The 25,774-nt window shown below is 64.5% G+C and carries 25 protein-coding genes; 17 read left to right on the top strand and 8 right to left on the bottom strand.

Translation table 11 applies throughout. The features are described 5' to 3' along the window. A partial coding sequence (locus PMN64_RS24790; RefSeq protein ID WP_411782513.1) for a HAMP domain-containing protein occupies positions 1–2,572 on the bottom strand: 2,572 nt, incomplete at its 3' end. 278 nt (positions 2,573–2,850) lie between these two features. On the opposite strand from PMN64_RS24790, the gene PMN64_RS24795 reads away from it, so the two are divergent. Both PMN64_RS24795 and PMN64_RS24800 read left to right on the top strand, forming a co-directional pair. Further along, entirely contained in the window at positions 2,851–4,860 is a 2,010-nt protein-coding gene (locus PMN64_RS24795; protein ID WP_411782514.1) for a PAS domain S-box protein, read from the top strand. Positions 4,861–5,005: 145 nt separating this feature from the next. Beyond that, a complete protein-coding gene (locus tag PMN64_RS24800) occupies positions 5,006–5,176 on the top strand; it encodes a hypothetical protein (protein ID WP_155258489.1) in 171 nt (56 codons plus the stop codon). A gap of 51 nt (positions 5,177–5,227) precedes the next feature. On the opposite strand, the gene PMN64_RS24805 is transcribed toward PMN64_RS24800, so the two are convergent. Then, positions 5,228–5,536 carry a hypothetical protein gene (locus tag PMN64_RS24805; RefSeq protein WP_035631559.1) on the bottom strand — a complete coding sequence of 103 codons (309 nt, stop codon included), beginning with the start codon at positions 5,534–5,536 and terminating at the stop codon, positions 5,228–5,230. 61 nt (positions 5,537–5,597) lie between these two features. Between PMN64_RS24805 and PMN64_RS24810 the strand changes: the two genes are divergently transcribed. Both PMN64_RS24810 and PMN64_RS24815 read left to right on the top strand, forming a co-directional pair. After that, positions 5,598–5,798, top strand: coding sequence for a DUF3072 domain-containing protein (locus PMN64_RS24810; protein ID WP_026192767.1), 201 nt, complete (start codon positions 5,598–5,600; stop codon positions 5,796–5,798). 118 nt (positions 5,799–5,916) lie between these two features. Further along, complete coding sequence (locus PMN64_RS24815; RefSeq protein WP_016845793.1) at positions 5,917–6,171, top strand: hypothetical protein; 255 nt, start codon at positions 5,917–5,919, stop codon at positions 6,169–6,171. 173 nt (positions 6,172–6,344) lie between these two features. On the opposite strand, the gene PMN64_RS24820 is transcribed toward PMN64_RS24815, so the two are convergent. Continuing rightward, on the bottom strand, positions 6,345–6,602 hold the full coding sequence (locus PMN64_RS24820; protein WP_028340665.1) for a hypothetical protein: 258 nt from the start codon (positions 6,600–6,602) through the stop codon (positions 6,345–6,347). 112 nt (positions 6,603–6,714) lie between these two features. Between PMN64_RS24820 and PMN64_RS24825 the strand changes: the two genes are divergently transcribed. Beyond that, complete coding sequence (locus PMN64_RS24825) at positions 6,715–8,784, top strand: ATP-dependent helicase (RefSeq protein ID WP_411782515.1); 2,070 nt, start codon at positions 6,715–6,717, stop codon at positions 8,782–8,784. Positions 8,785–8,942: 158 nt separating this feature from the next. Here PMN64_RS24825 and PMN64_RS24830 read toward each other — a convergent pair whose 3' ends face one another. After that, positions 8,943–9,674 carry an adenylate/guanylate cyclase domain-containing protein gene (locus PMN64_RS24830; RefSeq protein WP_411782516.1) on the bottom strand — a complete coding sequence of 244 codons (732 nt, stop codon included), beginning with the start codon at positions 9,672–9,674 and terminating at the stop codon, positions 8,943–8,945. 85 nt (positions 9,675–9,759) lie between these two features. Continuing rightward, entirely contained in the window at positions 9,760–10,011 is a 252-nt protein-coding gene (locus PMN64_RS24835; RefSeq protein WP_076828861.1) for a PilZ domain-containing protein, read from the bottom strand. A gap of 265 nt (positions 10,012–10,276) precedes the next feature. Here PMN64_RS24835 and PMN64_RS24840 point away from each other — a divergent pair, with 265 nt between their 5' ends. Genes PMN64_RS24840 through PMN64_RS24850 form a run of 3 tightly spaced genes read left to right on the top strand, consistent with a single transcriptional unit; the run spans position 10,277 to position 13,308 of the window. After that, entirely contained in the window at positions 10,277–11,683 is a 1,407-nt protein-coding gene (locus PMN64_RS24840) for an MFS transporter (RefSeq protein ID WP_411782517.1), read from the top strand. Positions 11,684–11,694: 11 nt separating this feature from the next. Continuing rightward, complete coding sequence (locus PMN64_RS24845) at positions 11,695–12,882, top strand: acyl-CoA dehydrogenase family protein (RefSeq protein ID WP_411782518.1); 1,188 nt, start codon at positions 11,695–11,697, stop codon at positions 12,880–12,882. A 24-nt stretch (positions 12,883–12,906) separates the two neighbouring features. Next, positions 12,907–13,308: a VOC family protein gene (locus PMN64_RS24850; protein WP_411782519.1), complete on the top strand. Its 402-nt coding sequence runs from the start codon at positions 12,907–12,909 to the stop codon at positions 13,306–13,308. Positions 13,309–13,610: 302 nt separating this feature from the next. On the opposite strand, the gene PMN64_RS24855 is transcribed toward PMN64_RS24850, so the two are convergent. Further along, positions 13,611–14,348: a Spy/CpxP family protein refolding chaperone gene (locus PMN64_RS24855; RefSeq protein WP_411782520.1), complete on the bottom strand. Its 738-nt coding sequence runs from the start codon at positions 14,346–14,348 to the stop codon at positions 13,611–13,613. Positions 14,349–14,802: 454 nt separating this feature from the next. Between PMN64_RS24855 and PMN64_RS24860 the strand changes: the two genes are divergently transcribed. From PMN64_RS24860 to PMN64_RS24900, 9 genes are all read left to right on the top strand, one after another. Continuing rightward, entirely contained in the window at positions 14,803–16,143 is a 1,341-nt protein-coding gene (locus tag PMN64_RS24860; RefSeq protein ID WP_028340671.1) for an ABC transporter substrate-binding protein, read from the top strand. A gap of 116 nt (positions 16,144–16,259) precedes the next feature. Beyond that, the gene (locus PMN64_RS24865) at positions 16,260–17,198 is read left to right on the top strand and encodes a carbohydrate ABC transporter permease (RefSeq protein WP_411782521.1); all 939 of its coding nucleotides are present in this window, start codon (positions 16,260–16,262) and stop codon (positions 17,196–17,198) included. Beyond that, positions 17,198–18,109 carry a carbohydrate ABC transporter permease gene (locus tag PMN64_RS24870; protein WP_411782522.1) on the top strand — a complete coding sequence of 304 codons (912 nt, stop codon included), beginning with the start codon at positions 17,198–17,200 and terminating at the stop codon, positions 18,107–18,109. Before PMN64_RS24865 ends, PMN64_RS24870 begins: the two co-directional genes overlap by 1 nt. A 4-nt stretch (positions 18,110–18,113) precedes the next feature. Then, positions 18,114–19,214 (top strand): ABC transporter ATP-binding protein, encoded by a 1,101-nt coding sequence (locus tag PMN64_RS24875; RefSeq protein ID WP_411782523.1) that lies wholly within the window; start codon positions 18,114–18,116, stop codon positions 19,212–19,214. Positions 19,215–19,243: 29 nt separating this feature from the next. Continuing rightward, on the top strand, positions 19,244–20,233 hold the full coding sequence (locus PMN64_RS24880) for a hydroxyacid dehydrogenase (RefSeq protein ID WP_038386335.1): 990 nt from the start codon (positions 19,244–19,246) through the stop codon (positions 20,231–20,233). 68 nt (positions 20,234–20,301) lie between these two features. Beyond that, a complete protein-coding gene (locus PMN64_RS24885) occupies positions 20,302–21,726 on the top strand; it encodes an amidase (protein WP_411782524.1) in 1,425 nt (474 codons plus the stop codon). A 142-nt stretch (positions 21,727–21,868) separates the two neighbouring features. Then, positions 21,869–22,519 (top strand): hypothetical protein, encoded by a 651-nt coding sequence (locus tag PMN64_RS24890; RefSeq protein WP_411782525.1) that lies wholly within the window; start codon positions 21,869–21,871, stop codon positions 22,517–22,519. A gap of 55 nt (positions 22,520–22,574) precedes the next feature. Continuing rightward, entirely contained in the window at positions 22,575–23,348 is a 774-nt protein-coding gene (locus PMN64_RS24895) for a transporter substrate-binding domain-containing protein (RefSeq protein ID WP_411782526.1), read from the top strand. 172 nt (positions 23,349–23,520) lie between these two features. Continuing rightward, positions 23,521–24,357, top strand: coding sequence for a DUF2147 domain-containing protein (locus PMN64_RS24900; protein WP_411782527.1), 837 nt, complete (start codon positions 23,521–23,523; stop codon positions 24,355–24,357). 192 nt (positions 24,358–24,549) lie between these two features. On the opposite strand, the gene PMN64_RS24905 is transcribed toward PMN64_RS24900, so the two are convergent. Further along, positions 24,550–24,954, bottom strand: coding sequence for a cupin domain-containing protein (locus tag PMN64_RS24905; RefSeq protein ID WP_411782528.1), 405 nt, complete (start codon positions 24,952–24,954; stop codon positions 24,550–24,552). 23 nt (positions 24,955–24,977) lie between these two features. Next, positions 24,978–25,676, bottom strand: coding sequence for a ribonuclease activity regulator RraA (locus tag PMN64_RS24910; protein ID WP_028340681.1), 699 nt, complete (start codon positions 25,674–25,676; stop codon positions 24,978–24,980). Positions 25,677–25,774 lie beyond the last annotated feature (98 nt).

Consider the following 25,774-nt stretch of genomic DNA (forward strand, 5'->3'; position numbering starts at 1 on the left):
CGGTCAGGTTCGACGCCATGAAGTTGACGTTGTCGGTGAGGTCCTTCCAGGTGCCGGCGACGCCGGGCACTTCGGCCTGGCCGCCGAGCTTGCCTTCGGTACCGACCTCGCGCGCCACGCGCGTCACCTCGCCCGCAAACGCATTGAGCTGGTCCACCATCGTGTTGATGGTGTTCTTGAGCTCGAGGATTTCGCCCTTCACGTCGACGGTGATCTTGCGCGAGAGGTCGCCGCGCGCCACGGCGGTGGTCACCTCGGCGATGTTGCGGACCTGCGCGGTCAGGTTGCCGGCCATCGAGTTGACGTTATCGGTCAGGTCTTTCCAGGTGCCGGCGACGCCGGGCACGTTGGCCTGGCCGCCGAGGCTGCCGTCGGTGCCGACCTCGCGCGCCACGCGCGTCACCTCGCCCGCGAAGCGGTTGAGCTGATCGACCATCGTGTTCAGCGTTTGCTTCAGCTGAAGGATCTCGCCGCGGACGTCGACCGTGATCTTGCGCGACAGGTCGCCGCCGGCGATCGCGGTCGCGACCTCGGCGATGTTACGGACCTGCGCCGTGAGATTGCCGGCCATCGAGTTGACGCTGTCCGTCAGGTCCTTCCACGTGCCGGCGACGCCGGGCACCTCGGCCTGGCCGCCGAGCTTGCCGTCGGTGCCGACCTCGCGCGCCACGCGCGTCACCTCGCCGGCGAAGGCGTTGAGCTGGTCCACCATCGTATTCAGCGTTTCCTTCAGCTGAAGGATTTCGCCCGATACGTTCACCGTGATCTTCTTCGACAGGTCGCCCTTCGCCACCGCGGTCGCGACCTCGGCGATGTTGCGGACCTGCGCGGTCAGGTTCGAGGCCATCGAGTTGACGCTGTCGGTGAGATCCTTCCAGGTGCCGGCGACGCCGCGCACCTCGGCCTGGCCGCCGAGCTTGCCTTCGGTGCCGACCTCGCGCGCCACGCGCGTCACCTCGCCCGCAAACGCGTTGAGCTGATCCACCATCGTGTTGATGGTGTCCTTCAGCTCAAGGATTTCGCCGCGCACGTCCACCGTGATCTTCTTGGAGAGGTCGCCGCCCGCGACCGCCGTCGTCACGGCGGCGATGTTGCGGACCTGCGCGGTCAGGTTCGACGCCATGAAGTTGACGTTGTCGGTCAGATCCTTCCAGGTGCCGGCGACGCCGAGCACATTGGCCTGGCCGCCGAGCTTGCCTTCGGTGCCGACCTCGCGCGCCACGCGCGTCACTTCCGACGCGAAGGCGTTGAGCTGGTCGACCATGGTATTGAGCGTTTCCTTCAGCTGAAGGATCTCGCCCGACACGTTGACCGTGATCTTCTTCGAGAGGTCGCCGCCGGCGATCGCGGTCGCGACGTCGGCGATGTTGCGGACCTGCGCGGTCAGGTTCGACGCCATGAAGTTGACGTTGTCGGTCAGGTCCTTCCAGGTGCCGGCAACGCCGGGCACCTGGGCCTGGCCGCCGAGTTTGCCTTCGGTACCGACCTCGCGCGCCACGCGCGTCACTTCCGACGCGAACGAGTTGAGCTGGTCCACCATCGTGTTGATGGTGTCCTTCAGCTCCAAGATCTCGCCGCTGACGTCGACCGTGATCTTGCGCGACAGGTCGCCGCGCGCCACGGCCGTGGTCACGTTGGCGATGTTGCGCACCTGGGCGGTCAGGTTGCCGCACATCGCGTTCACCGAGTCGGTGAGGTCCTTCCAGGTACCGGCGACGCCGGGCACGATCGCCTGGCCGCCGAGCTTGCCGTCGGTGCCGACCTCGCGCGCCACGCGCGTCACTTCCGAAGCGAACGAACGCAGCTGATCGACCATCGTGTTGATGGCTTCCTTCAGCTGCAGGATCTCGCCGCGAACGTCGACCGTGATCTTCTTGGACAAGTCGCCATTGGCAACCGCGATCGTCACCTCGGCGATGTTGCGGACCTGGCCGGTCAGGTTGTTGGCCATCGAGTTGACGCTCTCGGTCAGGTCCTTCCAGACGCCGGTCACTTCCGGCACCTGGGCCTGGCCGCCGAGCTTGCCCTCGGTGCCGACTTCGCGCGCCACGCGCGTGACCTCCGAGGTGAACACCGAGAGCTGCTTGATCATCGTGTTGACGATGTTCGCCGACTGCAGGAATTCGCCGCGCAGCGGCCGGCCCTCGACGTCGAGCTGCACGGTCTGCAGCAGGTCGCCCTGCGCCACCGCGGCGACCGCGCGGGTGACTTCGCGGGTCGGCCACAGCAGATCGTCGATCAGCGTGTTGACCGAGCTCTCCATATCGGCCCAGGCGCCGCTGGCGAGGCCGAAATTGACGCGCTGGCGGGTCTGTCCCTCGCGGCCGACGACCTGGCCGACGCGCGCCAATTGCTGCGCCATGCGCTCGTTGGCGGCTGCGATTTCGTTGAAGGCGTCCGCGATCTTGCCGTCGATGCCGAGATAGTCGCCACGCATCCGGACCGAGAAGTCGCCGGCGCGCATTGCCTGCAGCGACTGCAGCAGGTCGTGCGAGGAATCGAGGCTTCCGTTTGATTGTTGGCTGCGGCGTGTATCAGCACGGGGACGAGGCGGCGAACCGAGATCGGTCATGTAATTTCCCCTACACGCGCTGGCCGCGAATCCAGAGACTCGGCAATGCCAGTGTGACCATAAGAATGACTGCCCTTGATCTATTCAAGCGGGAAAACGCCAAAACCGCAATTTGTGACGCAAACCGAGTACCTTAATCGCGACTGGAACCAAAAAGTTCCAACCGCCGGCGGGACTTTTCTGAAGGCCAACCCAAGCCGGTCGGATTACCCCGCAGTCCTCGTGTTCGCATGGAACATTGGCTTCCCCCGCGCGTTTCGGGCGGGGCAGGATCGGTGATGGTTAAGAAATCAGAACAGCTCGAACGCGGTATTGTTGCGAACCGGCGCGATTTTCGGCCGGCGGATGGCGGCGTGGTCGACTACGCCAGCGGCGTGGTCGACTACGCCATTTGCATGCTCGCCCCCGATGGCCGGGTCATCAACTGGAACAAGGGTGCTGAGCGCATCACCGGCTATCCGGCCAAGGCGATCCTCGGCAAGCACTTCTCGATCTTCTATCCTGCCGAAGACCGCGCATCCGGCGTTCCGGCGAAAGCGCTGCAGATGGCGCGGAAGGAAAAGCACTCAGCGGCCGAAGGCTGGTGTCTCCGCAAGGACGCATCGCAATTCTACGCCGCTGTGGTCATCGATCCGATCCATGAGAAGCGCAAGCTCGTCGGCTACGTGATGGTCATCCGCGACATCGCCGAGGGGCATCAGGCGCGCGAGGACCTCGAGGCCAGCGAAAGTCAGTTCCGTCTGCTGGTGAGCAACGTCACCGACTATGCGCTCTATATGCTGACGCCGGCCGGCATCGTTGCCAATTGGAACGCCGGCGGCGAGCGCATCAAGGGCTATTCGCCCGGCGAAATCATCGGCCAGAGCTTCTCGCGATTCTATACGCCGGCCGATCAGGCCGCGGGCAAGCCGGCCCGCGCGCTCAAGATCGCCGAAGAGACCGGGCACTATGAGGAGGAAGGCTGGCGGGTCCGAAAGGACGGTTCATTCTTCTGGGCGAGCGTCGTGATCGATCCGATCCGCGATAGCGACGGAAGCCTGGTCGGCTTTGCCAAGATCACACGGGACATTTCCGAGCGGCGCGACGCGCAACAGAAGCTCGAACAGGTGCAGCGTCAGCTGGCGGAATCGCAGAAGATGGATGCGCTGGGCCAATTGACCGGCGGCGTCGCGCACGACTTCAACAACCTGCTGATGATCATCTCCGGCAATCTGCACCGCATCAAGCGCGAGGTGACGAGCGAGCGGAGCAAGCTTGCGCTTAGCGCGATCGAAACCGCATCCGAGCGTGCCGCGTCCCTGACCAGGCAGCTCCTCACCTTCGCGCGTCGGCAGAGTGTCAATCCGCAGACCATCAATGTCACTGAGCGGATCACCGCGGTGCGCGAGGTTTTGACCAGCGCACTCGGCGGCGCGATCAAGCTGAACATGGAGATCCGAGCGGATCTCTGGCCGATCTTCGTCGATCCGACCGAATTCGAGACCGCGCTGATCAACCTCGTGGTCAATGCGCGGGATGCGATGGCCGGCGGCGGCACGCTGACCATCGCGGCGTGCAATGTCCCGGAAGCCGCCCAGGTGGTCGTCAGCGTTACCGACACCGGCGAAGGCATTCCTGACGATGTCATGAACAGGGTCTTTGATCCCTTCTTCACTACCAAGCCGGTCGGCAAAGGGACTGGCCTTGGGTTGTCCCAGGTTCACGGTTTCGCGCACCAGGCGGATGGCCGGGTCGAGATTACAAGCGCGCTCGGCAAGGGCACGACGGTCAGCATCTACCTGCCGCGGGGGACTGCGGCCGCAAAGTGCACGGCTACGGGGCGCAGCGTGCCCGGCTCGGCCACGATCCTGCTGATCGAGGACAATCCCGCCGTCGCCGATGCGAGCACGGGCCTGCTTGAACAGCTCGGTTACACCGTGCACTGGGCGTCGAACGCAGAGGCGGCCTTGTCGGAAATCGACACCAACGGGATCGACGTGGTGTTCAGCGACATCGTCATGCCCGGCAGGATCGACGGACTGAAGCTGGCGCGCACGATCCGCGACAGGAAGCCCGAGCTGCCGATCCTGCTGACGACAGGCTACAGCGAGAGCGCGCGCGACGTGAGGTCCGACTTTCCGGTGCTGCGCAAGCCGTACCACATCCACGACCTCAGCCGCGAACTCGCGAAGTTGACGGGGCACGGGGTCGACAACGCGACGGGCGGCCCGTCCGCCGACGCTTCGGGCGAGTTCGATGCCATCGCGCGTGACGTCGCGGCCAGGCCAAAGGCGAAAGCCCGCTCCTAGTGCAAAATGGAAAGGCTAGCGTTCCGCCGGCCAGCTACGCCGCACCAATTGCACCCGCTCGATGCGGCTGCATTGCTCGCAGCGGTACTGAAGGATATCCCTGCCCTCACTGCCCGGATGGCTGCTCTCGAGCCGCATCGTCCTGATGCAGCTGATGCAGGAGATCAGCGTCAGCAACGGACTGCGATCGTCATTCATCGATGCCCGCGGTGGCGCGGTCGGATCGGCGATCATGGCGCTGGGCGATGCTATGGTGTTGGCTCTCACCACAAGAAAATGCAGATCCTGCGGCTCGGGTTCCCGCCTTGAAACCTGATTTGGGCCTGAGCCGCTGTTCGAGGCTCCCTTCTTTGGTCGAACGGCCCGATCACACCCGAGCGTTGCTGTGACTGGGCCCGGGCTTTTTCGCCTTGTCCAGCTTGACCTTCGCACCGGCACGGTCCTCGAAGCTCCGGCTGAGCCGCTCCCGCACCGTGGGGAGACGCTCGCCGCCGCCGGCGGCCTTCCACCGGCCGACGAGCTCGGCCACTTCGGCTCGCATCGCCATCAGCCGGTACGACGCTTCACTGCAATCGAGGTCGCGGTTGACCTGATCCCGGATCGACGCCTCGACCAAGGTCATCTCGGCTCGCAACGTGCTGATCTTGCGCCGAATTTCATTGATTTTATTGTCCATGGCTTGTTAGAACAAAAATAGAACATATTGTCAAGTCACGATCCAGCAAGCGAGGCAAGCAATGAGCGTGGCAGCGGTAAGATATGGTGGGGTTGCGGAGCGCCTTGGCGGGCTGATGACCCGCGCCCAGGCGCTGCGGTTGAGGAGCCTTGCCGAGGAGGCCTATCAGCCGAACCAGTACGCGCGCGACCTGACGTCCGAGGAAGCCGAACGGCGCATCGATGCGCTGAAGGCAGAGATCGCGCTGGCGGATTCTTTCTGAACCGTCCGCTCCAACCAGCCCGGGCGTCCCCTTAAGGCTTTGATATAGCGGCACAGCTAGGTCTGTTCCTGTTATTGCTGCTTTGTCCTATTGCTGCTTGGTCCTGGGGGAGCCTGACGTGCTGGAGCTGGAGAAGCGGTCGCCGCTTGCGTTCCCGATTACGCTGAAGGACGGGCGAACGCTCGCGACGGTTGGCGACGCCGCGGACTACCTGTCCGCGCTGAACCTGGATCAGCGTGAGCGCGGCTACTGGAAGACGGCGATCATGATGTTCAACAACGCCATGCGCGAGCCGGGCTATCTGAAGATCGCAACCATGAACCTCCGGTCCGCGCTCGTGTATGACCGCCTGGTCGACGACGTTGGCTCCTGATTGTGGTGCGGCGGCTACAGCCGAATCGGCGGTGGTTGCGTAAGGCCCTGTTCGTTATGGCCGCAAACAAGGTAACGGCGGTACACGCGACGGCCAGGCGCGCAATGCGCTTCAGCCGTACTCTCGGGCCGCCTTGGAGGGCCAAGGGAACACCAGGGCGGCTCATTTTCCTTTCAAAGCAATTTCGCGCGGACGAACAGGATCCGCAACGCGTTGGTCGCTTGCACCGTCAGCATGGCGTTCCCGGCCGCTCTCTCGAGCGCAACCAGCGCCTCATCATGCAGCGAGCGGAACTCCATCCATTCGACGGCGCTGAGATTGCTGATGAAGCGATAGGCCTGGCCGACGGTTGCGAGCGTCACCGTCTCGCCGTTCAGCCGCACCTTGAACGTCGCCTTCAGCGGCGTGTCGGATTTGGATACGTCACCCATGGCGGGGTTGTGCGCCGCGCCACGTTAATGTCAATCTAATTTCTCTGCGTCCGCCTCGGCGCGTCGGCCCCAATGAATCGCATTGTCTGTTAGCGTTTCGTGGGGGTGATTCGTGACTGATCTTGCCAACACAGCCTATCTCGATGCGCTCAATGCCGAGCAGCGCCGTGCGGTCGAGCACGGGGTCGGCAAGGATTGCATCGTCGGCGCGCCGCTGTTGGTGATCGCGGGCGCGGGGTCCGGCAAGACCAACACGCTCGCCCATCGAGTCGCACATCTGATCGTCGCTGGCGCCGATCCGCGCCGCATCCTGTTGATGACCTTTTCGCGGCGCGCCGCCGCCGAGATGGCCGGCCGCGTCGAGCGCATTGCGCGCCGCGTGCTCGGCGATCGCGCCTCGGTCATGACCGATGCGCTGAACTGGGCCGGCACGTTCCACGGCATCGGCGCTCGGCTGCTGCGCGAATTCGCCGAGCGTATCGGCCTCGACCCGGCCTTCACGATCCATGACCGCGAGGATTCCGCCGACCTGATCAATCTGGTCCGCCACGATCTCGGTTTCTCCCGCACCGAAAGCCGGTTCCCCACCAAGGGCACCTGCCTTGCAATTTATTCGCGCTGCGTGAACGCGGAGATGCCGATCGAGGCCGTGCTCGGCCAGTTCTTCCCGTGGTGCTCCGGCTGGGCCAATGAATTGAAACAGCTGTTCGGCGCCTATGTCGAAGCCAAGCAGCGGCAGAACGTGCTCGATTACGACGACCTCCTGCTCTACTGGGCGCAGATGGTGACGGACGCCGCGCTGGCCGAGGAGATCGGCGGCCGCTTCGATCATGTGATGGTCGACGAATATCAGGACACCAACCGCCTGCAGTCCTCGATCCTGCTCGCACTCAAGCCCGCGGGACGCGGGCTCACCGTGGTCGGCGACGACGCGCAGTCGATCTATTCCTTCCGCGCCGCCACCGTGCGCAACATCCTCGACTTCCCGGCCCAGTTCAGCCCGGCCGCCGAGATCGTCACGCTCGACCGCAACTATCGCTCGACGCAGCCGATCCTTTCGGCCGCCAATGGCGTGATCTCGCTCGCCAAGGAACGCTTCACCAAGAACCTGTGGACCGACCGGACCTCGACGCGCAAGCCGCGGCTCGTCACGATCCGCGACGAGGCCGATCAGGCCCGTTACATCGTCGAGCAGGTGCTGGCCAATCGCGAGGAAGGCACCTTGCTGAAGCACCAGGCGGTGCTGTTCCGCACCTCCTCGCACAGCGGACCGCTGGAAGTCGAACTGACCCGCCGCAACATTCCATTCGTGAAATTCGGTGGCCTCAAATTCCTCGACGCCGCGCATGTCAAGGACATGCTGGCGCTGCTGCGTTTCGCCGCCAATCCACGCGACCGGGTTGCAGGTTTTCGTATCCTGCATCTGTTGCCCGGCGTCGGACCGGCCTCGGCACAGCGGGTGCTCGACCGCATGACCGAGGCTGCCGATCCGATTGCTGCGCTCGTTGCACTGCCCGCTCCGCCCCGCGCCGGTGCGGACTGGCGGCTGTTCGTGGAGGCCATCGAGAACCTCCGCTACTCGGAATGGCCCGTCGACATCGAACGCGCCCGCCTATGGTACGAGCCGCATCTCGATCGCATCCACGAGGACAGCGAGGTGCGCCGCGCCGATCTCATCCAACTCGAGCAGATCGCCGCCGGCTACCCGTCACGCGAACGTTTCCTCACCGAACTCACGCTCGATCCACCCGATGCGACCAGCGACCAGGCTGGCGTGCCGCTGCTCGATGAGGATTATCTGATCCTGTCGACGATCCATTCCGCCAAGGGGCAGGAATGGAAATCCGTCTATGTGCTCAATGTCGTCGACGGCTGCATGCCCTCCGACCTCGGCGCCGGCACGTCGGCCGAACTCGAGGAGGAGCGCCGCCTGCTCTATGTCGCGATGACCCGCGCCAAGGACGATCTGCATCTGCTGGTGCCGCAGCGCTTCTTCGTTCACGGCCAGGCCGCCAAGGGCGACCGCCACATGTACGCCTCGCGCACCCGCTTCATCCCGGAACGACTGCTGCCGATGTTCGAGCGCACCACCTGGCCGCGCGCCGCGACCGCGCAGGCATCCTCGGCCAACCGCGCGCCGCCGATCGACATCGGCGCCCGGATGCGCGGCATGTGGCGCTGACGCCGGTTCAAAAAAATTGGCTTGGGCGGGACGAAGCCGCCTTCCTCGCGTTGAGGCGCCGTTCGTAATCGGCAAACGACCATCCCCGACGGCTTCGGCGCGCAGTTGCACGCTGGAGCCGTCTTTTTTGCGCCGCGCCAATTCACGCGAAAGCCAATTCACGCAGGAAACAGTGTGACGGGCTGGTCGAAGCCCTTCAGGGTGTAGTCAGCACCGGTTGCCGTGATCATGTCGCGGGTTCGATCCCGCACCGCCGTCGTCACTAGAATCTCGCCTGACTTGGCGGCCGCCTGCGCGCGTGCCGCTCGATTGACCACCGTGCCGACTGCCGTCAGGTCGCGGTGGGCCTGGCCGAACTCACCGAAATTGGTGTCCCCGCTATCCATCCCAATTCCGATGCCGATCTCGAGGTCGCCGGCGCCGATCGCGCGCACCAGCGCGTCGTGCCTGTCGCGAAAACTGCGCTGGATCTGGCGCGCCGCGAGCAAGGCCTGCACGGCATGATCATCGCGCCGCACCGGGAAATTGAAGATCGCGAACACGGCGTCGCCGATAGTCTTGTTGAGGATGCCGTCATAGCGCCAGATCGCGGCGGCGCAGTCGTCGTAGAACGCGTCGAGTAGCGAGGTCAGCCCGTCCTGCGCGATGGTCTGCGTCAGCGTGGTGTAGCCGCGCAGATCGGCGAACAGGATGGTGGCGTCGATGGTCACGGCGCGTGCCTTCATGATCTTCGAGAAGGCCATCTCGCAGATCGTGCACACATTCGGGTTCATCCGGCTCGGCCGGACGCCGAACAGACGGAATGGCGCCGACAAGGGACCGCGCAACGGGATCGGCATATGCAGGTTTTGCCAGCAGCCAAGGCAGATCGTTGCAGGTTCCGGAGTCATCGGCGGATCACCTGCTGTTCCAGCAACGAAACCCGACCGCCTTGGCACGCTGGTTCATGGGCGTCCCCAATCGAGATTGCCGCGCTCAGGCGGTCGCCACGAAACTCACTCCAATTCGCGACTTCTTACTCCAGATCACCTGGCACTCATAGACAACCGAGGCGTCGCGGGCCATCACCAGGCGGAATCTGTGCGGGACGAAGGCCGGATTCTCGACCTCAATGGCTGCCCCTTCGGGCGAGATGTTCACGATCGTGCAATGCATGACCGAACCGCCCGACGAAACATAGCCGGGTTCATTGACCTCGGTTCGCGGATGCTTGCGCTTTTCGTCCACCCAACCTGCTCCCCCGCCTTCTTCACGTAAACGTGGGCGATCGGCATTGCAGGAGTCAACGGCTCCGGCGGCCCCCATCGGGCTTTCGCACCACCATTTGTGCGCAGCAGTAAGCCGAACCGCTTATCGCGCCAGTGCAGATGAGCCCCGCGTCGGCGCGGCTTGTCGTTCGCGCTGGCGCGAGGATAGCCTCATCCTATGGGCGATGCGCTGGCGCGACGCACGCTCCGAACAATAATGAACAGGCGCCATGGGGAAACGCGCCATGTTCGAGATTCTCGATCGCCGGACGACTCTGACCGGCAACCAGATCAAGATCCTTGCGGCGGCCATCATCGGCGATGCGCTGGAATTCTTCGACTACTTCCTGATCGGCTTCGTGCTCGCGTTCCTGATCGGACCGTGGAAACTCACCTTCGGCCAGTCGGCCACCGTGCTGATGAGCTCCGGCATCGGCGCCATCCTCGGCGCCTATCTCTGGGGCTGGCTCGCCGACCGGGTCGGGCGGCGTATCGTCTTCATCGGCACGGTGCTGAACTTCTCGATCGCAACCGGACTGCTCTACTTCACGCCCGATAATGGCTGGGTCTATCTGGCGATCCTGCGCTTCTTCGTCGGCACCGGCGTCGGCGGTCTTTATTGTGTCGACCTGCCGCTGGTGCAGGAATTCATGCCCTCGCACAAGCGCGGCTGGGTCGGCGGCCTCGTCACCTGCGTGATCCCGCTCGGCGTCGGCCTCGGCGCGGTGCTGGGAGCCGTCATGGGAACCGATCAGTGGCGGCTGTTGTTTGCGATCGGCGTGCTGCCGTCGGTCCTGGTGCTGCTGGTTCGGATCTGGGTCCCTGAGTCGCCGCGCTGGCTGTGCCGGCAAGGACGCTATGACGAAGCCCGCAAGTCGCTGGCCTGGGCGCTGCAGGTTCAGCCCTCCGAACTGCCATTGCCGAGCGCCGCCGACGCCGGTCCGATCGTCACGACGAGCTGGTTCGACCTCTTCAAATATCCGCGCAGCCTGATCGTTTCCTGGCTCGGCAATGCCGGCGCGCAGACCGGCGTCTACGGCATCACGCTGTGGGCCCCCGCGCTGTTCGTGCTGCTGCTGAAGGTGACGCCGCAGGAAGCCGCCAAGATGATGATCCTGCTCAGCATCACCGGCTTCCTCGGCCGCATCTCGTTCTCCTATTTCTCGGAGCTGCTCGGACGGCGCGTTGCCGGCGGCCTGCTCGGCTTCGGCGCCGGCGCGCTGACCATCATTGCCGGCTACCACTACGACGCGACTTTGTTCGGCATGTCGGCGTTCTGGCTGCTGCTGGCCGCCGCCTTCTTCTTCGCCGATGGCGGCTTTGCGATCGTCGGGCCCTACGCGGCGGAGGTCTGGCCGTCGCATCTGCGCACCACGGGGATGGGATCGGCCTATGGCTTCGGCGGCATCGGCAAGATCATCGGGCCGGTCGGGCTTGCGCTGATCGTCGGCTCGAACAACTACCTCAAGCCCGACGTGCCACTGACCCAGATCCCGACCGCCTTCGTCTATCTCGGCTGCTGGTTCCTGATGGCGGGTGCCGTCTATCTGTTCTTCGGGCTCGAGACCCGGGGCAAGTCGATCGAGCAGATCGACAAGGAGCTCAACGCGACGGCTGACGTCGCGGCCTCCGCTACGATCCGGCGCGCCTGAGGGAGGCGAACATGAATGTGACTGCTGCGGACCTTACCGGTGATCGCGACGTGATCGCCCGCGCCGAGGCGATCAGGGACGCGGTGGCGGCCGCTTCCAACGATATTGAAACGACGCGCCGCCTGCCGCCCGACCTGCTCGACCGGCTGCATGAGGCGCGGCTGTTCCGCCTGCTGCTGCCGCGTTCAAGCAACGGGATCGAGACCGATCCCGTCACCTTCTTCCATGCCATCGAGACCATCGCCAAGGCGGATGCCTCGACGGCGTGGTGCCTGAGCCAGGCCGGCGGCTGTGCGATGTCGGCGGCCTATCTCGACCTGCCGGTCGCGCAGGAGGTGTTTGCCGATCCGCGTGCCGTGCTCGCCTGGGGCCCCGGCCCGAAGGTCAGGGCGATCGAGTGCGAGGGGGGCTACCGCGTCACCGGGGTCTGGTCGTTTGCCTCGGGCGGGCGGCACGCCACCTGGCTCGGCGCGCACTGCCCGGTCTATGCCGCGGACGGCTCGCCGCGCCGGGATGCCAATGGCGAGCAGATCGAGCGCACCATGCTGGTGCGGACCGAGGACGTCGCGTGGACCGATATCTGGAACACGGTCGGATTGCGCGGCACCGCCAGCGACCAGTTCGCGCTCGACGACTTCTTCGTCCGCGCGGACCATTCGATCACCCGCGAATTCGACCGCGAGTGCCGCGAGGACGGCCCGCTGTACCGGATGAGCAACCACACCTGCTACCAGATCGGCTTTGCCGGCGTCGCCTGCGGCATTGCCCGCAGCGCGCTCGACAATTTCGGCGACGTCGCCCGCAACAAGGTGCCGCGCGGCATGAAGAAGACGCTGCGGGACAATGCCGTGGTGCAGTCCGGCCTCGCCCAGGCCGAGGTCAATCTGCGTGCGGCCCGCGCCTTCCTGCTGCAGTCGATGGCCGACATCTGGAAGGATCTGGTTGCCGGCCACAGCATCACGGTCGCCCAGCGCATGACGATCCGGATGGCGGCCACGCACGCGATCCACAAGGCGCGGGAGGCCGTCGACTTCGCCTACAACACCGCCGGCGCCACCGCGATCTTCGACGGCCATCCGCTGGAGCGGCGCTTCCGCGACATCCACACCGTGACCCAGCAATTGCAGGGCCGCTTCAGTCATTTCGAGACTGTCGGCGCCTGGATGCTGGGTGTCGATGCCGACCTCAGCTTCGTTTAACCCGATTTCTCAAGGAGAAGAACCATGCCATTGGGTCGACTACAGCATTACACCATCGAGCCGCAGGATCTGGAGAAGACCAAGGAGTTCTATTGCGATGTGCTCGGGCTCGAGAACGGCGAACGGCCGCCGCTCGATTTCCCCGGCTACTGGCTCTATTCCGGCGGTCAGGCCACAGTCCATCTGATGGGCACGCGCAAGCCGCGCGACGGCATCGTGGTGCGCGGCACCGCGAAGAAATATGAGGACACCGGCCGCCTCGACCATATAGCCTTTGCCGCCAGCGACGTCGAAGCCGTGCGCAAGCGCCTGCAGTCGAAGAACGTCACCTTCCGTGAGCAGATCGTGCCGCGCACCGGCGACACCCAGATATTCCTCTACGATCCGGACGGTGTCGGCGTGGAGCTGAACTTCCCGAAGAGCTAGGCGCCCGCTTTTCCGGATCGCTGGTTGCCGGCATAGCGTCCGAAGGACATCGCCGCTTTTGCGCGCCGATGTCCCGGTCGTTGACGGCTCAATCCGCGCTGGCCTCAAGCGCTGTGGATGGTTCCCGACAAGGCCCTGACTCGGCCATCACTCGGGCGTGATCCGGTCCGTTTTTCTTCAACATTGAATGACGAATTAACCGGGCCGCGCCGCTGCGGCAGAATAGCCGGGTGCTGCGCCTTTAACCTACCCCAGGGCTTGGTGGCCCGGCTATTCGTCCCCACTTGGCCGGCGAGATTTCCTCAGTCGAGCCCGCGTTCGTGGCTCAGGCGGACCATTTCGTTGATGAAGATTTGTTTCTGCTTGTCGTCGAGGCTGGCAAACAGCGGCTCGGCGGCGTCGGCAACGCCGCGCTGATCGACCGCCCGGTCATTGAGGAACTGGGCCTCGTTGCGCATCTGCTCGATGATGTCATCCGGTGGATCGCGCTGCGCCCGCGCGATGCGCAGGTTGAGGCGGTCGGCGCCGTTGTGGCCGAGATAGTGCATCGCACTGTTGAAGCCGGCCCAATTCTTCTCCTGCTCCGGCGTCAGGTTGAGCTCCTTCTTGATCCGTTCGATGTTGGCGTCGCTGTTGGCGACGATCTGTTCGGCTGTCAGCTGCGGCGCGCCGGCCTGGGTCAGCACGGTCGGCGCTTGCTTCGCGCCTTTGTCCTTGGCGGCGGCCTTGGCCGACTTGGAGGCCTTGGCGCCGGCCGCCGGGGCCTGCGCGTTCTTGCCGCTGCCGGTGGCGTTATTGCCATTGTTGCCGGTGAACACCCCGGTTACGCCGGTCACCACTCCGACAACGCCGCCGATCGCTCCGCCGAGAACGCCGCCGACCGGCCCGGCGGCCTTGTTGCCCTCGCGCGCGCCCTTTTCGACGCCCTGCACGATCTGCGCATCGACCATATGAGGCACTGCGAGCAACGTGACGGTGGCGGCCCCAACCGCGGCGCACAATCTCCATTGCGCTCGCAGCTTCGCTACCGGGATGAGCATGATCGGGTCTCCGTGATCTGTGGTGGATTGCGGAATTGATGCGGGGGTAGGTTTGACGAATCCGGACTTTAGCGTTTCCGGCTTCGGCAAGTCTATCGGCCGCGGCGGGCATCACCATGGCGGAACAGTGTTCGCTGGGGCTTGACCGGAAAGCTGCGGCTCAACCGCGCACCGTCTGCTTCTTTGTCTGCATCACCCCCGCGTGCGTCGCAGCATGATCGCAAGACGCGCGGCAAACCGCTGGCAACTGCAAACGGTGCGAACGACACTGCCTGCTATTTGACCACAACGTTAGTTCTACGTGGCATCAGCATCTCGTTTCTCGACAGATGCCGGCAATTCTGTTCTGATCGGTGTCAACGCAATCCCGCGACGTCGCGCAAACGCGACGCACAAAAACAACAACGGGATTCAAAAAAGTCTTTTGTCCGTTGGCTACCAGGGAGGGAATGCCATGTCACGGAAGAAGCTCTCGCGCCGAGAATTCGTCGCAGCGACAGCGCTGTCATCGGCCGCGCTGATTACAGCCCCCTACGTGCGTGGCGCCTACGCAGCCGGAAAGCTCTCGATGGGCTTCTGGGATCACTGGGTGCCCGGCGCGAACAGTGCGTCCACCGAGCTGGTCAATGAATGGGCTGCCAAGGAGAAAGTCGAGGTCCAGATCGACTACATCACCAGCCAGGGCAACAAGAACATCGTCACCATCGCCGCCGAGGCGCAGGCGAAATCCGGTCACGATATTTTCCAGATGCCGACATGGTGGCCGCAGGCCAACGCCGAGCTGCTCGAGCCGGTCAACGACATCATGGATCCGCTCCTCAAGCTGAACGGCGACGTCAACGGCACGGTGAAATATCTCGGCCAGGCCGGCGGCAAATGGCTCGGCGTTCCCGCCAGCGTCGGCAGCCAGATCAAGGGTCCCTGCTCGCGCATCGACCTGATGAAGAAACACGCCAACATCGACGTGCAGGAGATGTATCCGGTCGGAAGCGAGCCGAAAGCCGATAACTGGACCCTCGATACGTTCCTCAAGGCGGCTGAAGCCTGCCACAAGGCCGGATTCCCATTCGGTATCGGCCTTGGCGAAACCAGCGACAGCGTCGACACCGCCGGCGCGATCTTCCAGTCGTTCGGCGCGCAGCTGGTCGATGCCAAGGGCAACCTCACCGTCAAGACCGACGCGGTGCGCCAGGCCCTCGATTACTACAAGAAGCTGCTCGCCTTCCTGCCGCCCGATGTGGCGGCATGGGACGACGCGTCCAACAACAAGTGGCTGGTCGCCGGCAAGGGCGCGATGATCCTGAATCCGCCGAGCGCGTGGGCGGTCGCCAAGCGCGATGCTCCGCAAGTCGCGGAGCAGTGCTGGACGCACGGGTTCCCGGCGGGGCCGAAGGGACGCTTCGCGCCCTATCTGCCGTTCTTCTGGTCGATCTGGTCGTTCTCGAAGAACAAGGAGGCGGCCAAGAGCCTGCTGTCCCACCTGTCGCAACCCGCATCGATCGAGAAGATGGTGGTCGCAAGCGGTGGCTATGACCTGCCGGCTTACGAAAAGCTCACGACCTTGAAGGTCTGGGCGGAGCAAGCACCGCCAAAGGGGACGCTCTACCACTATCCGAACCCCTACAAGCACCAGACGCTGTCGATTGCGGCCTCGCCCGCGCCGCCCAAGATCGCGCAGCAGATCTACTTCCAGGCCACGCTGACCAAGATGTGCCTGCGGTACTACCAGGGTGAAAGCATGGAAAAGACACTCGCCTGGGCCGAGGGCGAGTGCGAAGGCTTCATGCGAAGCTGACGACAAGCGAGGTCTCGCGCGACCGCCCGCAATGTTGGCCGCGCGAGGTCCCGTCTTCACATCCCAGCCGCCGAACCGGCGAGCTGTGCAACCAACCCGCGCGAGGGACCTGCGTTATGGTTGATGTCGCATTCCAATCCAACCGCGCAGCCGCTGCCCAGACGGGACGAAGGCGCGTCGGCCTGCGCAACGCGCTGCGGCGCAAGTCGATGGCCGCGTTCCTGATGACCTTGCCGCTGATCCTCCTGATCGCGATCCTGGTGCTCTACCCGGCCCTCTACTCCTTGCACCTTGCGACGCTGAACAAGGCGATGACGAAGTTCGTCGGGTTCGGCAATTTCGAGTTCCTGTTCAAGCGCGACACCTTCTGGCTGGTGGTCAAGCAATCCTGCATTTTCGCGATCTCGGCGGTAATCTTCAAAGCCCTGATCGGCTTCATCGTCGCGCATTTCGTGCACAACGTACCCGCCAACAAGCAGCGCAAGTGGCGCGGCATGCTGCTGGTGCCGTGGGTGATCCCGCCGGCGATGAGCACGCTGGCGTGGCTCTGGCTGTTCGACCCCTCCTACAGCGCCTTCAACTACACGCTTTCCTTCTTCGGCATCGGGCCGATCCCGTGGACCGGCGATGCGATGTGGGCGCGCTTCTCGGTGATCCTGGTCAACGTCTGGTACGGCGCGCCATTCTTCATGATCATGTATCTGGCGGCGTTGAAATCGGTGCCCGAGCAGCTTTATGAGGCGGCCGCGATCGACGGCGCCAATTGGTGGCAGCGGATCTGGTACGTGACCCTGCCGATGATGCGCAACATCATCGCGATCACGACGCTGTTCTCGCTGATCGTGACCTTCGCCAATTTCGACATCGTGCGCATCCTGACCGCGGGCGGCCCGCTCGACCACACCCATATCTTCGCCACCTGGGCGTTCCGCGTCGGCATCGAGGGCAGCGATGTGCCGCTCGGCGCCAGCGTTTCGCTGTTCATGGTGCCGATCCTCGCGGTCGCGGCGATCTTCATCCTGCGCGACATCACCAAACGCGGGAACGAAGCCTGATGAGCTCGCTGACGATCGACAAGTCCGGACCGACCCGCAAGGTCAAGTACGGCAGCATGAGCCGCGACCGCGCCTGGGCGCTACGCTGGTCCTATTTCTTCCTGGTGCTGTTTGCGATCTTTTCGCTGGTGCCGCCGCTCTACATGCTGATCACCTCGCTGAAGAGCAGCGCGGAGATTTCCGCGGCGACCAACCCGTGGTGGGTCTATCATCCGACGCTCTCCAACTACGCCGAGTTGCTGACCTCGAATCAGTTCCTGCGCTTCTTCTGGAATTCGGCCTGGGTCTCGATCATCGTGGTCACCATCACGATGCTGATCAGCGTGCCGGCGGCTTTTGCGCTGGCACGGATGAAGTTCTGGGGCTCGGCCACGCTCGCGACCGGCGTATTCCTGACCTACCTTATCCCCGACAGCCTGCTGTTCATCCCGCTGTTCAAGATGTTCGCGGTGATCGGCGACTGGACCGGCATCCAGCTCATCAATCGCTGGTATGTCCTGCTGTTCATCTATCCGACGTTGACGGTGCCGTTCTGCACCTGGATCATGATCGGCTATTTCGCCTCGATCCCGAAGGACCTTGACGAGGCGGCGATCATCGACGGCGCGAGCTGGTTCCAGACGCTGACCCGCATCTTCATTCCGGTCGCTCTGCCCGGCCTGATCGCGGCCACGATCTTTGCCTTCACCGTCTCCTGGGCTCAGTTCCTCTATCCGCTGGTGTTCACGACATCGACCGATCAGCTGGTGCTGCCGGTCGGCATCATCACGACCCTGATCAAGGGTGACGTCTTCAACTGGGGACAGATCATGACCGGCGCCCTGCTCGGCGCCGCGCCGCCGCTGATCATCTACGCCTTCCTGATGGACTACTACATTGCCGGCCTGACCGCCGGTGCGACAAAGGGTTGAACTTATGGCTGACGTCAGTTTGCGGAAGGTTGTGAAGCGTTACGATGAGGTCGAGGCGGTGCGCGGCATCGACCTTGATATCGCCGACCATGAGTTCGTGGTGCTGGTCGGGCCGAGCGGCTGCGGCAAGTCGACGACGCTGCGGATGATCGCCGGCCTCGAGGATATTTCCGACGGCGACATCATGATCGGCGGCGACGTCGTCAACGACGTGCCGCCGAAGGACCGCGACATCGCGATGGTGTTCCAGAACTATGCGCTCTATCCGCACATGACCGTTGCCGAGAACATGTCGTTCGGTCTGCGCCTGAAGCACTATCCCAAGGCGGAGATCAAGAGCCGGGTCACCGAGGCCGCCCGCATGCTCGACATCACCGACCTGATCGACCGCAAGCCGAAGCAGCTCTCCGGCGGCCAGCGCCAGCGCGTCGCGATGGGACGGGCGATCGTGCGCAATCCGAAGGTGTTTCTGTTCGACGAGCCGCTGTCCAACCTCGACGCCAAGCTGCGCGTGCAGATGCGGATCGAGATCAAGAAGGTGCATCAGAAGGTCCGCACCACAACCGTCTACGTCACCCACGACCAGGTCGAGGCGATGACGCTCGCCGACCGCGTGGTGGTGATGAACCACGGCAGGATCGAGCAGATCGGCACGCCCAACGAACTCTACCACAAGCCGGCGACCCGGTTCGTCGCAAGCTTCATCGGCTCGCCCGCGATGAACTTCGTGCCGTGCAGGCTCGAGGACACCGCAGGCAAGCTCAACGTCCGGCTGACCGATCGCCTCGCTTTCACGCTGCCGCCGGCACGCGCCGCCCGCTACCAGGCTCTCTCCCGCACCGACAAGCTGTTGCTGGGCATCCGGCCCGAGCACGTCATGGAGGCGCGGCCGCATGCCGAACCGGGCGTCGAGCCGTTCGACGCGACGCTCGACGTCACCGAGCCGATGGGGATGGAGACCTTGGTCTATTTCACGCTCGAGGGCACCCAGGTCTGCGGCCGGGTCAATCCCAATGCCGGTGCGCAGGATGGCAGCCCGCTCCGATTGGCTGTGGACCTCAACAATATGCATTTGCTAAACGAGGTGACCGGCGCCGTCCTTTGACGGCGCACAAGAAACCTCAAGGGCAGGAAATGGCCACGAACAAGAAGAAGATCTTTATTACCCAGACTCTGTCGCCGGGGGCACGGGTGCTCCTCAACGAGCGGGACGACGTAGAACTCATCGAATTTCCCAACCTGATCTCCGCCAAGGACTTTCAGACCATGCTCGAGCAGCATGCGCCGGTCCATGGCGTGGCGCTCGGCGCAACCCGCTTCGGCGAGGCGGAGCTGGAGGCGTCCAAGGGCATGATGGTGGTGACCCGGATCGGCGTCGGCTATGACGCCGTCGATGTTCCGGCGCTGTCGCGCCGCAAGGTGCCGCTGATGGTCGCAGGCACCGCGAACTCGCCGTCGGTCGCCGAACAAGCCTTGTTCATGATGCTGACGCTGGCCAAGCGCGCGCAGGAAATGCACACGATGGTCAAGGACGGCACCTGGGCGAGCCGGCTCGGCGTGCTGCCGTTCGACCTCTACGGCAAGACCGTGCTGATCGTGGGCTTCGGCCGGATCGGCTCCCGCACCGCCAAGCGCTGCCTCGCCATGGAAATGAACGTGCTGGTCTACGATCCCTACAAGCCCGCCAGCGAGATCACCGCGGCCGGCTGCGAGGCCGTGTCGAGCCTCGAAGCGGCGCTGCCGCGGGCGGACTTCGTCACGATCCACTGCCCGAAGAATCCCGAAACGGTCGGGCTGTTCAATGCCGCGCGGATGCGGCTGATGAAGCCGACCGCCTATCTCATCAACACTGCCCGCGGCGGTATCGTCGACGAGAAGGCGCTGCACGACGCGCTGGTGTCGGGCAAGCTCGCCGGCGCCGGCCTCGACGTGTTCGAGGTCGAACCGCCGCCGGTCGGCCAGCCCCTGCACGCTTTGCCCAACGTGATCATGGCGCCGCACGTCGCGGGCGTCACGGTCGAGGCCGTCGATCGCATGAGCGAGCAGACCGCACGCAATATCCTGAGCGTGCTGGATGGCAATCCGCTGCGCCAGAATGTGATCAACCAGGACGTCCTCGGCTGAGCTTTCGGCCTTCCTCGTTTGCGCCGCGGCCGATCCGAAAGATCGGCCTGGCGATGCGGAGTACCCACATGGCTTTCAAGGAATTCGGCAACTACGATGCGGTCGGTCTCGCCGAGCTCGTCCGCAACAAGGACGTGACGCCGAAGGATCTGCTCGACGAGGCGATCGCGCGCACCGCCGCCGTCGATCCCAAGATCAACGCTGTCGTCGTCAAGCATTACGACTATGCCGAGCGCCAGATCGCCAAGGGGTTGCCTGACGGTCCCTTCACCGGCGTGCCGTTCCTGCTGAAGGACCTCGATCTGCTCGAAGGCACCCGCACCACGTCGGGTGCCAGCCTGCTGAAGGACTTCGTCGCCGATCACAACGGCACCCTGACCCAGCGTTTCCTCGATGCCGGGCTTGCGATCTTCGGCAAGAGCTCGAGCCCGGAATTCGGGTTGATGCCGACGACGGAATCCCGCCTGTTCGGCCCGACCCGCAATCCCTGGAATCTCGACCATTCCTCCGGCGGCTCGTCCGGCGGCGCCGGGGCTGCGGTCGCGGCCCGCATCCTGCCCGTCGCGCATGCCAGCGACGGCGGCGGGTCGATCCGGATCCCCGCCTCCGCCTCCGGCGTGTTCGGCATGAAGCCGACGCGTGCCCGCAACCCCTGCGGGCCCGATCGCGGCGAAGGCTGGGGCGGCTTCTCCGTCGGCCATGTGCTTAGCATCAGCGTCCGCGACAGCGCGGTCATGATGGATGCGATCCACGGCCCGGAGCCGTCGAGCCTCTATGTCGCGCCGCCGCCGGAGCGGCCGTTCTCGCAGGAAGTCGGCCGCGATCCCGGCCATTTGCGCATCAGCTTCACCGACAAGTCGCCGTATGGCGATGCCATTGATCCCGAGATCGCCGCGGCCGTGCGCGACATAGCCAAGCTGCTGGCGAGCCTCGGCCATCATGTCGAGGAGCGCGCGCCGCCGCTTGCGGCCGATCCCGCCGCAGTCATGACGACCATCGTCGGCGGCAACACGGCGCTGACCATCCGTCTGCTCGAACAGCGCGTCGGGCGCACCCTGACGCCGGATGATGTCGAGCGGCTGACGCTCGCCAGCGCCCAGAATGCGACAAAGATGAACCCAGCCGACTACGTGGCCGCGCAGCTTGCGGCGTTCCAGATCTCTCGCGCGCTTGCGACCTTCTTCGAAGGTTGCGACATCTTCCTCAGCCCGACGCTGTGCGCGCCGCCGCTCCGCCTCGGCGAGCTGAACACGATGTCCGAGGACCTCGGCCACATCGCGCCGGTGCTGCGCCGCTACATGCCGGGCACCTCGATGTTCAACATGTCCGGACAGCCGGCGATGTCGGTGCCGCTGGCCTGGAACAAGGCCGGTCTGCCGCTCGGCATGATGTTCGCTGCCAAGCTCGGCGAGGAAGGATTGCTGTTCCGCCTGGCCGGCCAACTCGAACAGGTGCGCCCCTGGAAGGACCGGCGTCCGCCGGTTTGCGCCTAGCGGCGCTTTCAAGCGAAGCGAATCTCGCTTCGCTTCAAGGCTGCGCGCCGGAACCGCCAGGGCTGACAAAGGATAGTCAGATCAGGTAGATAGAGAGGGCGTCGGCACGATTCCGCGCGGCGTCAGCTTGGGAGACCAAACCGTGAATGATCCGACCGACAATGCGCTGGCCGCAATCGCGAGCATTCTCGACCAGACGACCACACCTCCCGAGACCTCCAAATCGACCGACAAGACGGCGGACAAGCCAGCTGAGCCCGCCGCGGAGCCGCCGGCCTCGATAGCAATGCCGCCGCCTTTGCCGCCGTCCATCCAGGTCGTGGCCGTCACGGCCGTGTCCGTCGAGGCCGCGCCTGCCGAGCCGACGGCGGTCGAGCCGCCTCCGATCGAGGAGCCCGAACCGGTCGAAACGGCTGAGCCAAGTAAAGCTGAGGCAAATAAAGCTGAGGCAAGTGAACCGGAGACGAGCGAGCCGGAAGCGGAGCCGGAGCCGATCCAGCCGCCCCCCCAATCGATCGAGGCCAATGGCTATTCGAAGTCCGGCCCAGGTCCGATGGCCGCGCTGCGCTTCCGCTGGACAGTGCGCCAGGACGGCGCCCAATATTATGTCGACGAGACCGTCGGCGAGGCATCGACCCCACTCGTCAACGGCCCGATGGACGGGGATGCCGCGATCAAATTCGTCGACGATCGCGAGGCCCAAGCGCGGCGGCGCTTCGAGCATTTCAAGCACGAGATGCTCAGCCGCACTGCGAGCGTCATTCGGGCGAGCGAGGACAGCAACGAGGCCTGAGACGCGATACGTGCCCTTCGGGCATCGCAATCAGATGCGGATGGAGAAGACCTCGATGTTTCGCGCGCTCGCCGGCCTCGCTCTGGCTTTGCTCTTGTCTGCCGCGCACGCGCAGCAGGCGCCGTCCCGGCTCGATGAGATCGTCAAGCACGGTATCCTGCGCGTCGGCATGACCGGCGACTACTTGCCCTTCACCTATCTCGACAAGGAGACCAAGGCCTTCCGCGGCTTCGATGTCGACATGGCGCAGTCGCTCGGCAAGGCGCTCGGCGTTAAGGTCGAGTTCGTGCCGACATCGTGGCCGCAGATGACCAGGGATTTCGAGGCAGACAATTTCGACATCGCGATGGGCGGTGTCTCCATCACCTTCGACCGGCAGAAGAAGGGCCTGTTCTCGACCCCGATCATGCGCGAAGGCAAGACGCCGATCGCGCGCTGCGCCGACAAAGGCAAGTTTGAGACGATCGCCGAGATCGACAAACCCGGCACCCGCGTCATCGTCAATCCCGGCGGCACCAACGAGCGCTTCGCGCGCGCCCATGTGAAAACCGCCGAGATCCGGGTCTTCAACGACAACACCAAGATCTTCGACGAGATCGCCAAGGGCGACGCCGACCTGATGATGACCGATGCGTCCGAGACGCGCTATCAGCAGAAGCTGCACCCCGGCGTGCTGTGCGCCGTGCATCCCGACAAGCCGTTCGACTTCGCGGAAAAGGCCTACTGGATGCAGCGCGACGTCGCATTGAAGGCGTTCGTCGACCAATGGCTTCACATCGCGCGCGAAGATGGCAGCTACGCGAAAATCTACGCCGCGTGGTTCGAATAGCTGCATCACGCGCATCATTTGAAGCGCGCGGCCTGAAACCAGACCGCAATCCAGCGATTTGAACCCAAGCCGGCAAGGATACGACTCATGTTCTGACCGTGATCTGGGGCACGTTCAACGAGGCGGTCACCGGATAGCCTTGCGAACGGAGTTCCCTGCATCGGAGATCGAGATGAGAAAGCTTCTGGCGATCGCCACGCTCGTACTTGCGAGCACGGCCGCAGCGCAGGCGCAGTACACATTCGATTACGGCGGCCGCACCATTCGCATCGATCCCGATCGCGGCACGGTTTCGATCCCCGGCGTCTACGACAATACCGGCCGCGGCGCCAAGCGCGCCAAAAGCGAGGACACCGAGCAGAAGCGCAAGGCCCCGAAGGACGCCAAGACGGACGCCAGGACGGACACCAAGACGGATTCCCAGACCGCGCCGCCCAGCGCGCCCGCGGCGGCTGCTCCGCCCGCTCCGCCGGCCGTCGATCAGGCCGCCGTCCCGCCGGCGGCTGCCGCAACAACGACAGAGCCGGCCGGCACGGGTGTTGCGGCCACGCCGCCTTCAGCTACAGCAGCGACCACGCCGCCGCCGCCCGCGCCGCCAGCCGTGCCGCAAACTGCTGCGCCGGCCGCAAAGCCCACCGCCGCTCCAACCGTTGGTGCCGCCTCGCCGAACGCTCCGGCGCCCAAGCCGCTTGCCAATCCCGTGCAAGCAGCGAACTCGCCGCTCGGCGTCTGGCTCACCGAAGAGAAGGAAGGCAAGATCCGCATCGAGCAATGTGGTGCCAATCTCTGCGGCTACGCCGTCGACAAGAAATCGAACGCCAACGGCGAACAGGTTCTGATCAACATGAAGCCGGGCAAGGACAAGTGGAGCGGCCGCATCTTCGATTCGAACAGCGGCAGCACCTACGATTCCACCATTGCGATGAAGAGCCCGGACACGCTGCGCGTCCAGGGCTGTGCGTTCGGCGGCATGTTCTGCGGCGGCCAGACATGGACGCGGGTGAATTGATCGGCCGGAATTCGTAGCCCGGATGAAGCCAACGGGTCGCGCGAACGCGCGCCCGATGACAGGCTCCGCGAAATCCGGGGTTTTCACCGAGAGAGAGATTGCCCCGGATTGCGCTTCGCTCCATCCGGGCTACGCATACGAAAAAGCCCCGCTCAAGAGCGGGGCTTTCATCTTACGAACTGCTACGACGCTTCAGCCGACCTTGCCGTTGTATTCCTCGTCGGTGACATGCTCCATCCAGGTCGAATAGACGCCATCGAGCGCCTCCTGCATGGCGATGTGGGTCATGCTGTTGTCCGGCGAGGCCCCGTGCCAGTGCTTCTCGTTCGGCGGAATCCAGACGACATCGCCGGGACGGATCTCCCTGATCGGGCCGCCCTTGGCCTGCACGCGCCCGATGCCGGAGATCACATACAGCGTCTGCCCGAGCGGATGGGTGTGCCAGGCGGTGCGTGCGCCGGGCTCGAACGACACGCGCGAGGCGTTGAGCCGCGCCGGCGCAGGCGCCATGTTGATCGGGTCCTGAAACACCGTGCCGGTAAAATTCTCCTTCGGCGCGCGGCGGGTCGGCCGCGAGCCGGAAACGTGGATGTCCATGGGGTTACCTCCCTTTCTTGACGTTATTTCTTGGTGGCGGCGTAGCGCGCCTTGGTCTCGGCATTCATCGGATACAGGCCGGGCAGCTGGGCGCCATTGTTCACCTCGTTGACGATCCAGGCTTCCATCCGTTCCTGCTCCGGCCCCTCGGCCAGCACGTGATCGAGGAACGCCTGCGGGATCAGCACCGCGCCGTCCTGGTCGGCCACCACCACGTCGTTCGGGAATACGGCAACGCCGCCGCAGCCGATCGGTTCGCCCCAGCCGACGAAGGTCAGACCTGCAACTGACGGCGGAGCCGCGTAGCCGTCGCACCACACCGGCAGGCCGGTACCGAGTACGCCCTCGACGTCGCGCACCACACCGTCGGTGATCAGCGCCGTCACCCCGCGCTTGGCCATGCGGGCGCAGAGGATGTCGCCGAAAATGCCGGCATCGGTGATGCCCATGGCGTCGACCACGGCAATGCAGCCCGTTGGCATCGCCTCGATCGCGGTGCGGGTCGAAATCGGCGACGACCAGGATTCCGGCGTCGCCAGATCCTCACGGGCCGGCACGAAACGCAGCGTGAAGGCCGGTCCGACCAGCCGCTTCTGCCCCGGCTTCAGCGGCTTGGTGCCGCGCATCCAGATGTTGCGCAGGCCCTTCTTGAGCAGGACGGTGGTGATGGTGGCGGTGGACACATGCGACAGCGTCGCGATCGCTTCGGCGGACAGTGACATCTGGAAAGAGTGCTCCGATGGAGGAAAAGACCGGCGCATGTTGCCGGGCAAAGGCTTTGCGTCAAGGGCTGCGCGAAAAAGCTGCGATCATCCAAATT

The sequence above is a fragment of the Bradyrhizobium sp. UFLA01-814 genome, from assembly GCF_046718885.1.
Lineage (GTDB): Bacteria > Pseudomonadota > Alphaproteobacteria > Rhizobiales > Xanthobacteraceae > Bradyrhizobium > Bradyrhizobium elkanii.

Coding starts and splice junctions, on each gene's coding strand:
- PMN64_RS24795 (WP_411782514.1), top strand. CDS start 2,851: ATGGTTAAGAAATCAGAACAGCTCGAACGCGGTATTGTTGCGAACCGG.
- PMN64_RS24800 (WP_155258489.1), top strand. CDS start 5,006: ATGCAGCTGATGCAGGAGATCAGCGTCAGCAACGGACTGCGATCGTCA.
- PMN64_RS24805 (WP_035631559.1), bottom strand. CDS start 5,536: ATGGACAATAAAATCAATGAAATTCGGCGCAAGATCAGCACGTTGCGA.
- PMN64_RS24810 (WP_026192767.1), top strand. CDS start 5,598: ATGAGCGTGGCAGCGGTAAGATATGGTGGGGTTGCGGAGCGCCTTGGC.
- PMN64_RS24820 (WP_028340665.1), bottom strand. CDS start 6,602: ATGGGTGACGTATCCAAATCCGACACGCCGCTGAAGGCGACGTTCAAG.
- PMN64_RS24830 (WP_411782516.1), bottom strand. CDS start 9,674: ATGACTCCGGAACCTGCAACGATCTGCCTTGGCTGCTGGCAAAACCTG.
- PMN64_RS24840 (WP_411782517.1), top strand. CDS start 10,277: ATGTTCGAGATTCTCGATCGCCGGACGACTCTGACCGGCAACCAGATC.
- PMN64_RS24845 (WP_411782518.1), top strand. CDS start 11,695: ATGAATGTGACTGCTGCGGACCTTACCGGTGATCGCGACGTGATCGCC.
- PMN64_RS24850 (WP_411782519.1), top strand. CDS start 12,907: ATGCCATTGGGTCGACTACAGCATTACACCATCGAGCCGCAGGATCTG.
- PMN64_RS24855 (WP_411782520.1), bottom strand. CDS start 14,348: ATGCTCATCCCGGTAGCGAAGCTGCGAGCGCAATGGAGATTGTGCGCC.
- PMN64_RS24860 (WP_028340671.1), top strand. CDS start 14,803: ATGTCACGGAAGAAGCTCTCGCGCCGAGAATTCGTCGCAGCGACAGCG.
- PMN64_RS24865 (WP_411782521.1), top strand. CDS start 16,260: ATGGTTGATGTCGCATTCCAATCCAACCGCGCAGCCGCTGCCCAGACG.
- PMN64_RS24870 (WP_411782522.1), top strand. CDS start 17,198: ATGAGCTCGCTGACGATCGACAAGTCCGGACCGACCCGCAAGGTCAAG.
- PMN64_RS24875 (WP_411782523.1), top strand. CDS start 18,114: ATGGCTGACGTCAGTTTGCGGAAGGTTGTGAAGCGTTACGATGAGGTC.
- PMN64_RS24880 (WP_038386335.1), top strand. CDS start 19,244: ATGGCCACGAACAAGAAGAAGATCTTTATTACCCAGACTCTGTCGCCG.
- PMN64_RS24885 (WP_411782524.1), top strand. CDS start 20,302: ATGGCTTTCAAGGAATTCGGCAACTACGATGCGGTCGGTCTCGCCGAG.
- PMN64_RS24895 (WP_411782526.1), top strand. CDS start 22,575: ATGTTTCGCGCGCTCGCCGGCCTCGCTCTGGCTTTGCTCTTGTCTGCC.
- PMN64_RS24900 (WP_411782527.1), top strand. CDS start 23,521: ATGAGAAAGCTTCTGGCGATCGCCACGCTCGTACTTGCGAGCACGGCC.
- PMN64_RS24905 (WP_411782528.1), bottom strand. CDS start 24,954: ATGGACATCCACGTTTCCGGCTCGCGGCCGACCCGCCGCGCGCCGAAG.
- PMN64_RS24910 (WP_028340681.1), bottom strand. CDS start 25,676: ATGTCACTGTCCGCCGAAGCGATCGCGACGCTGTCGCATGTGTCCACC.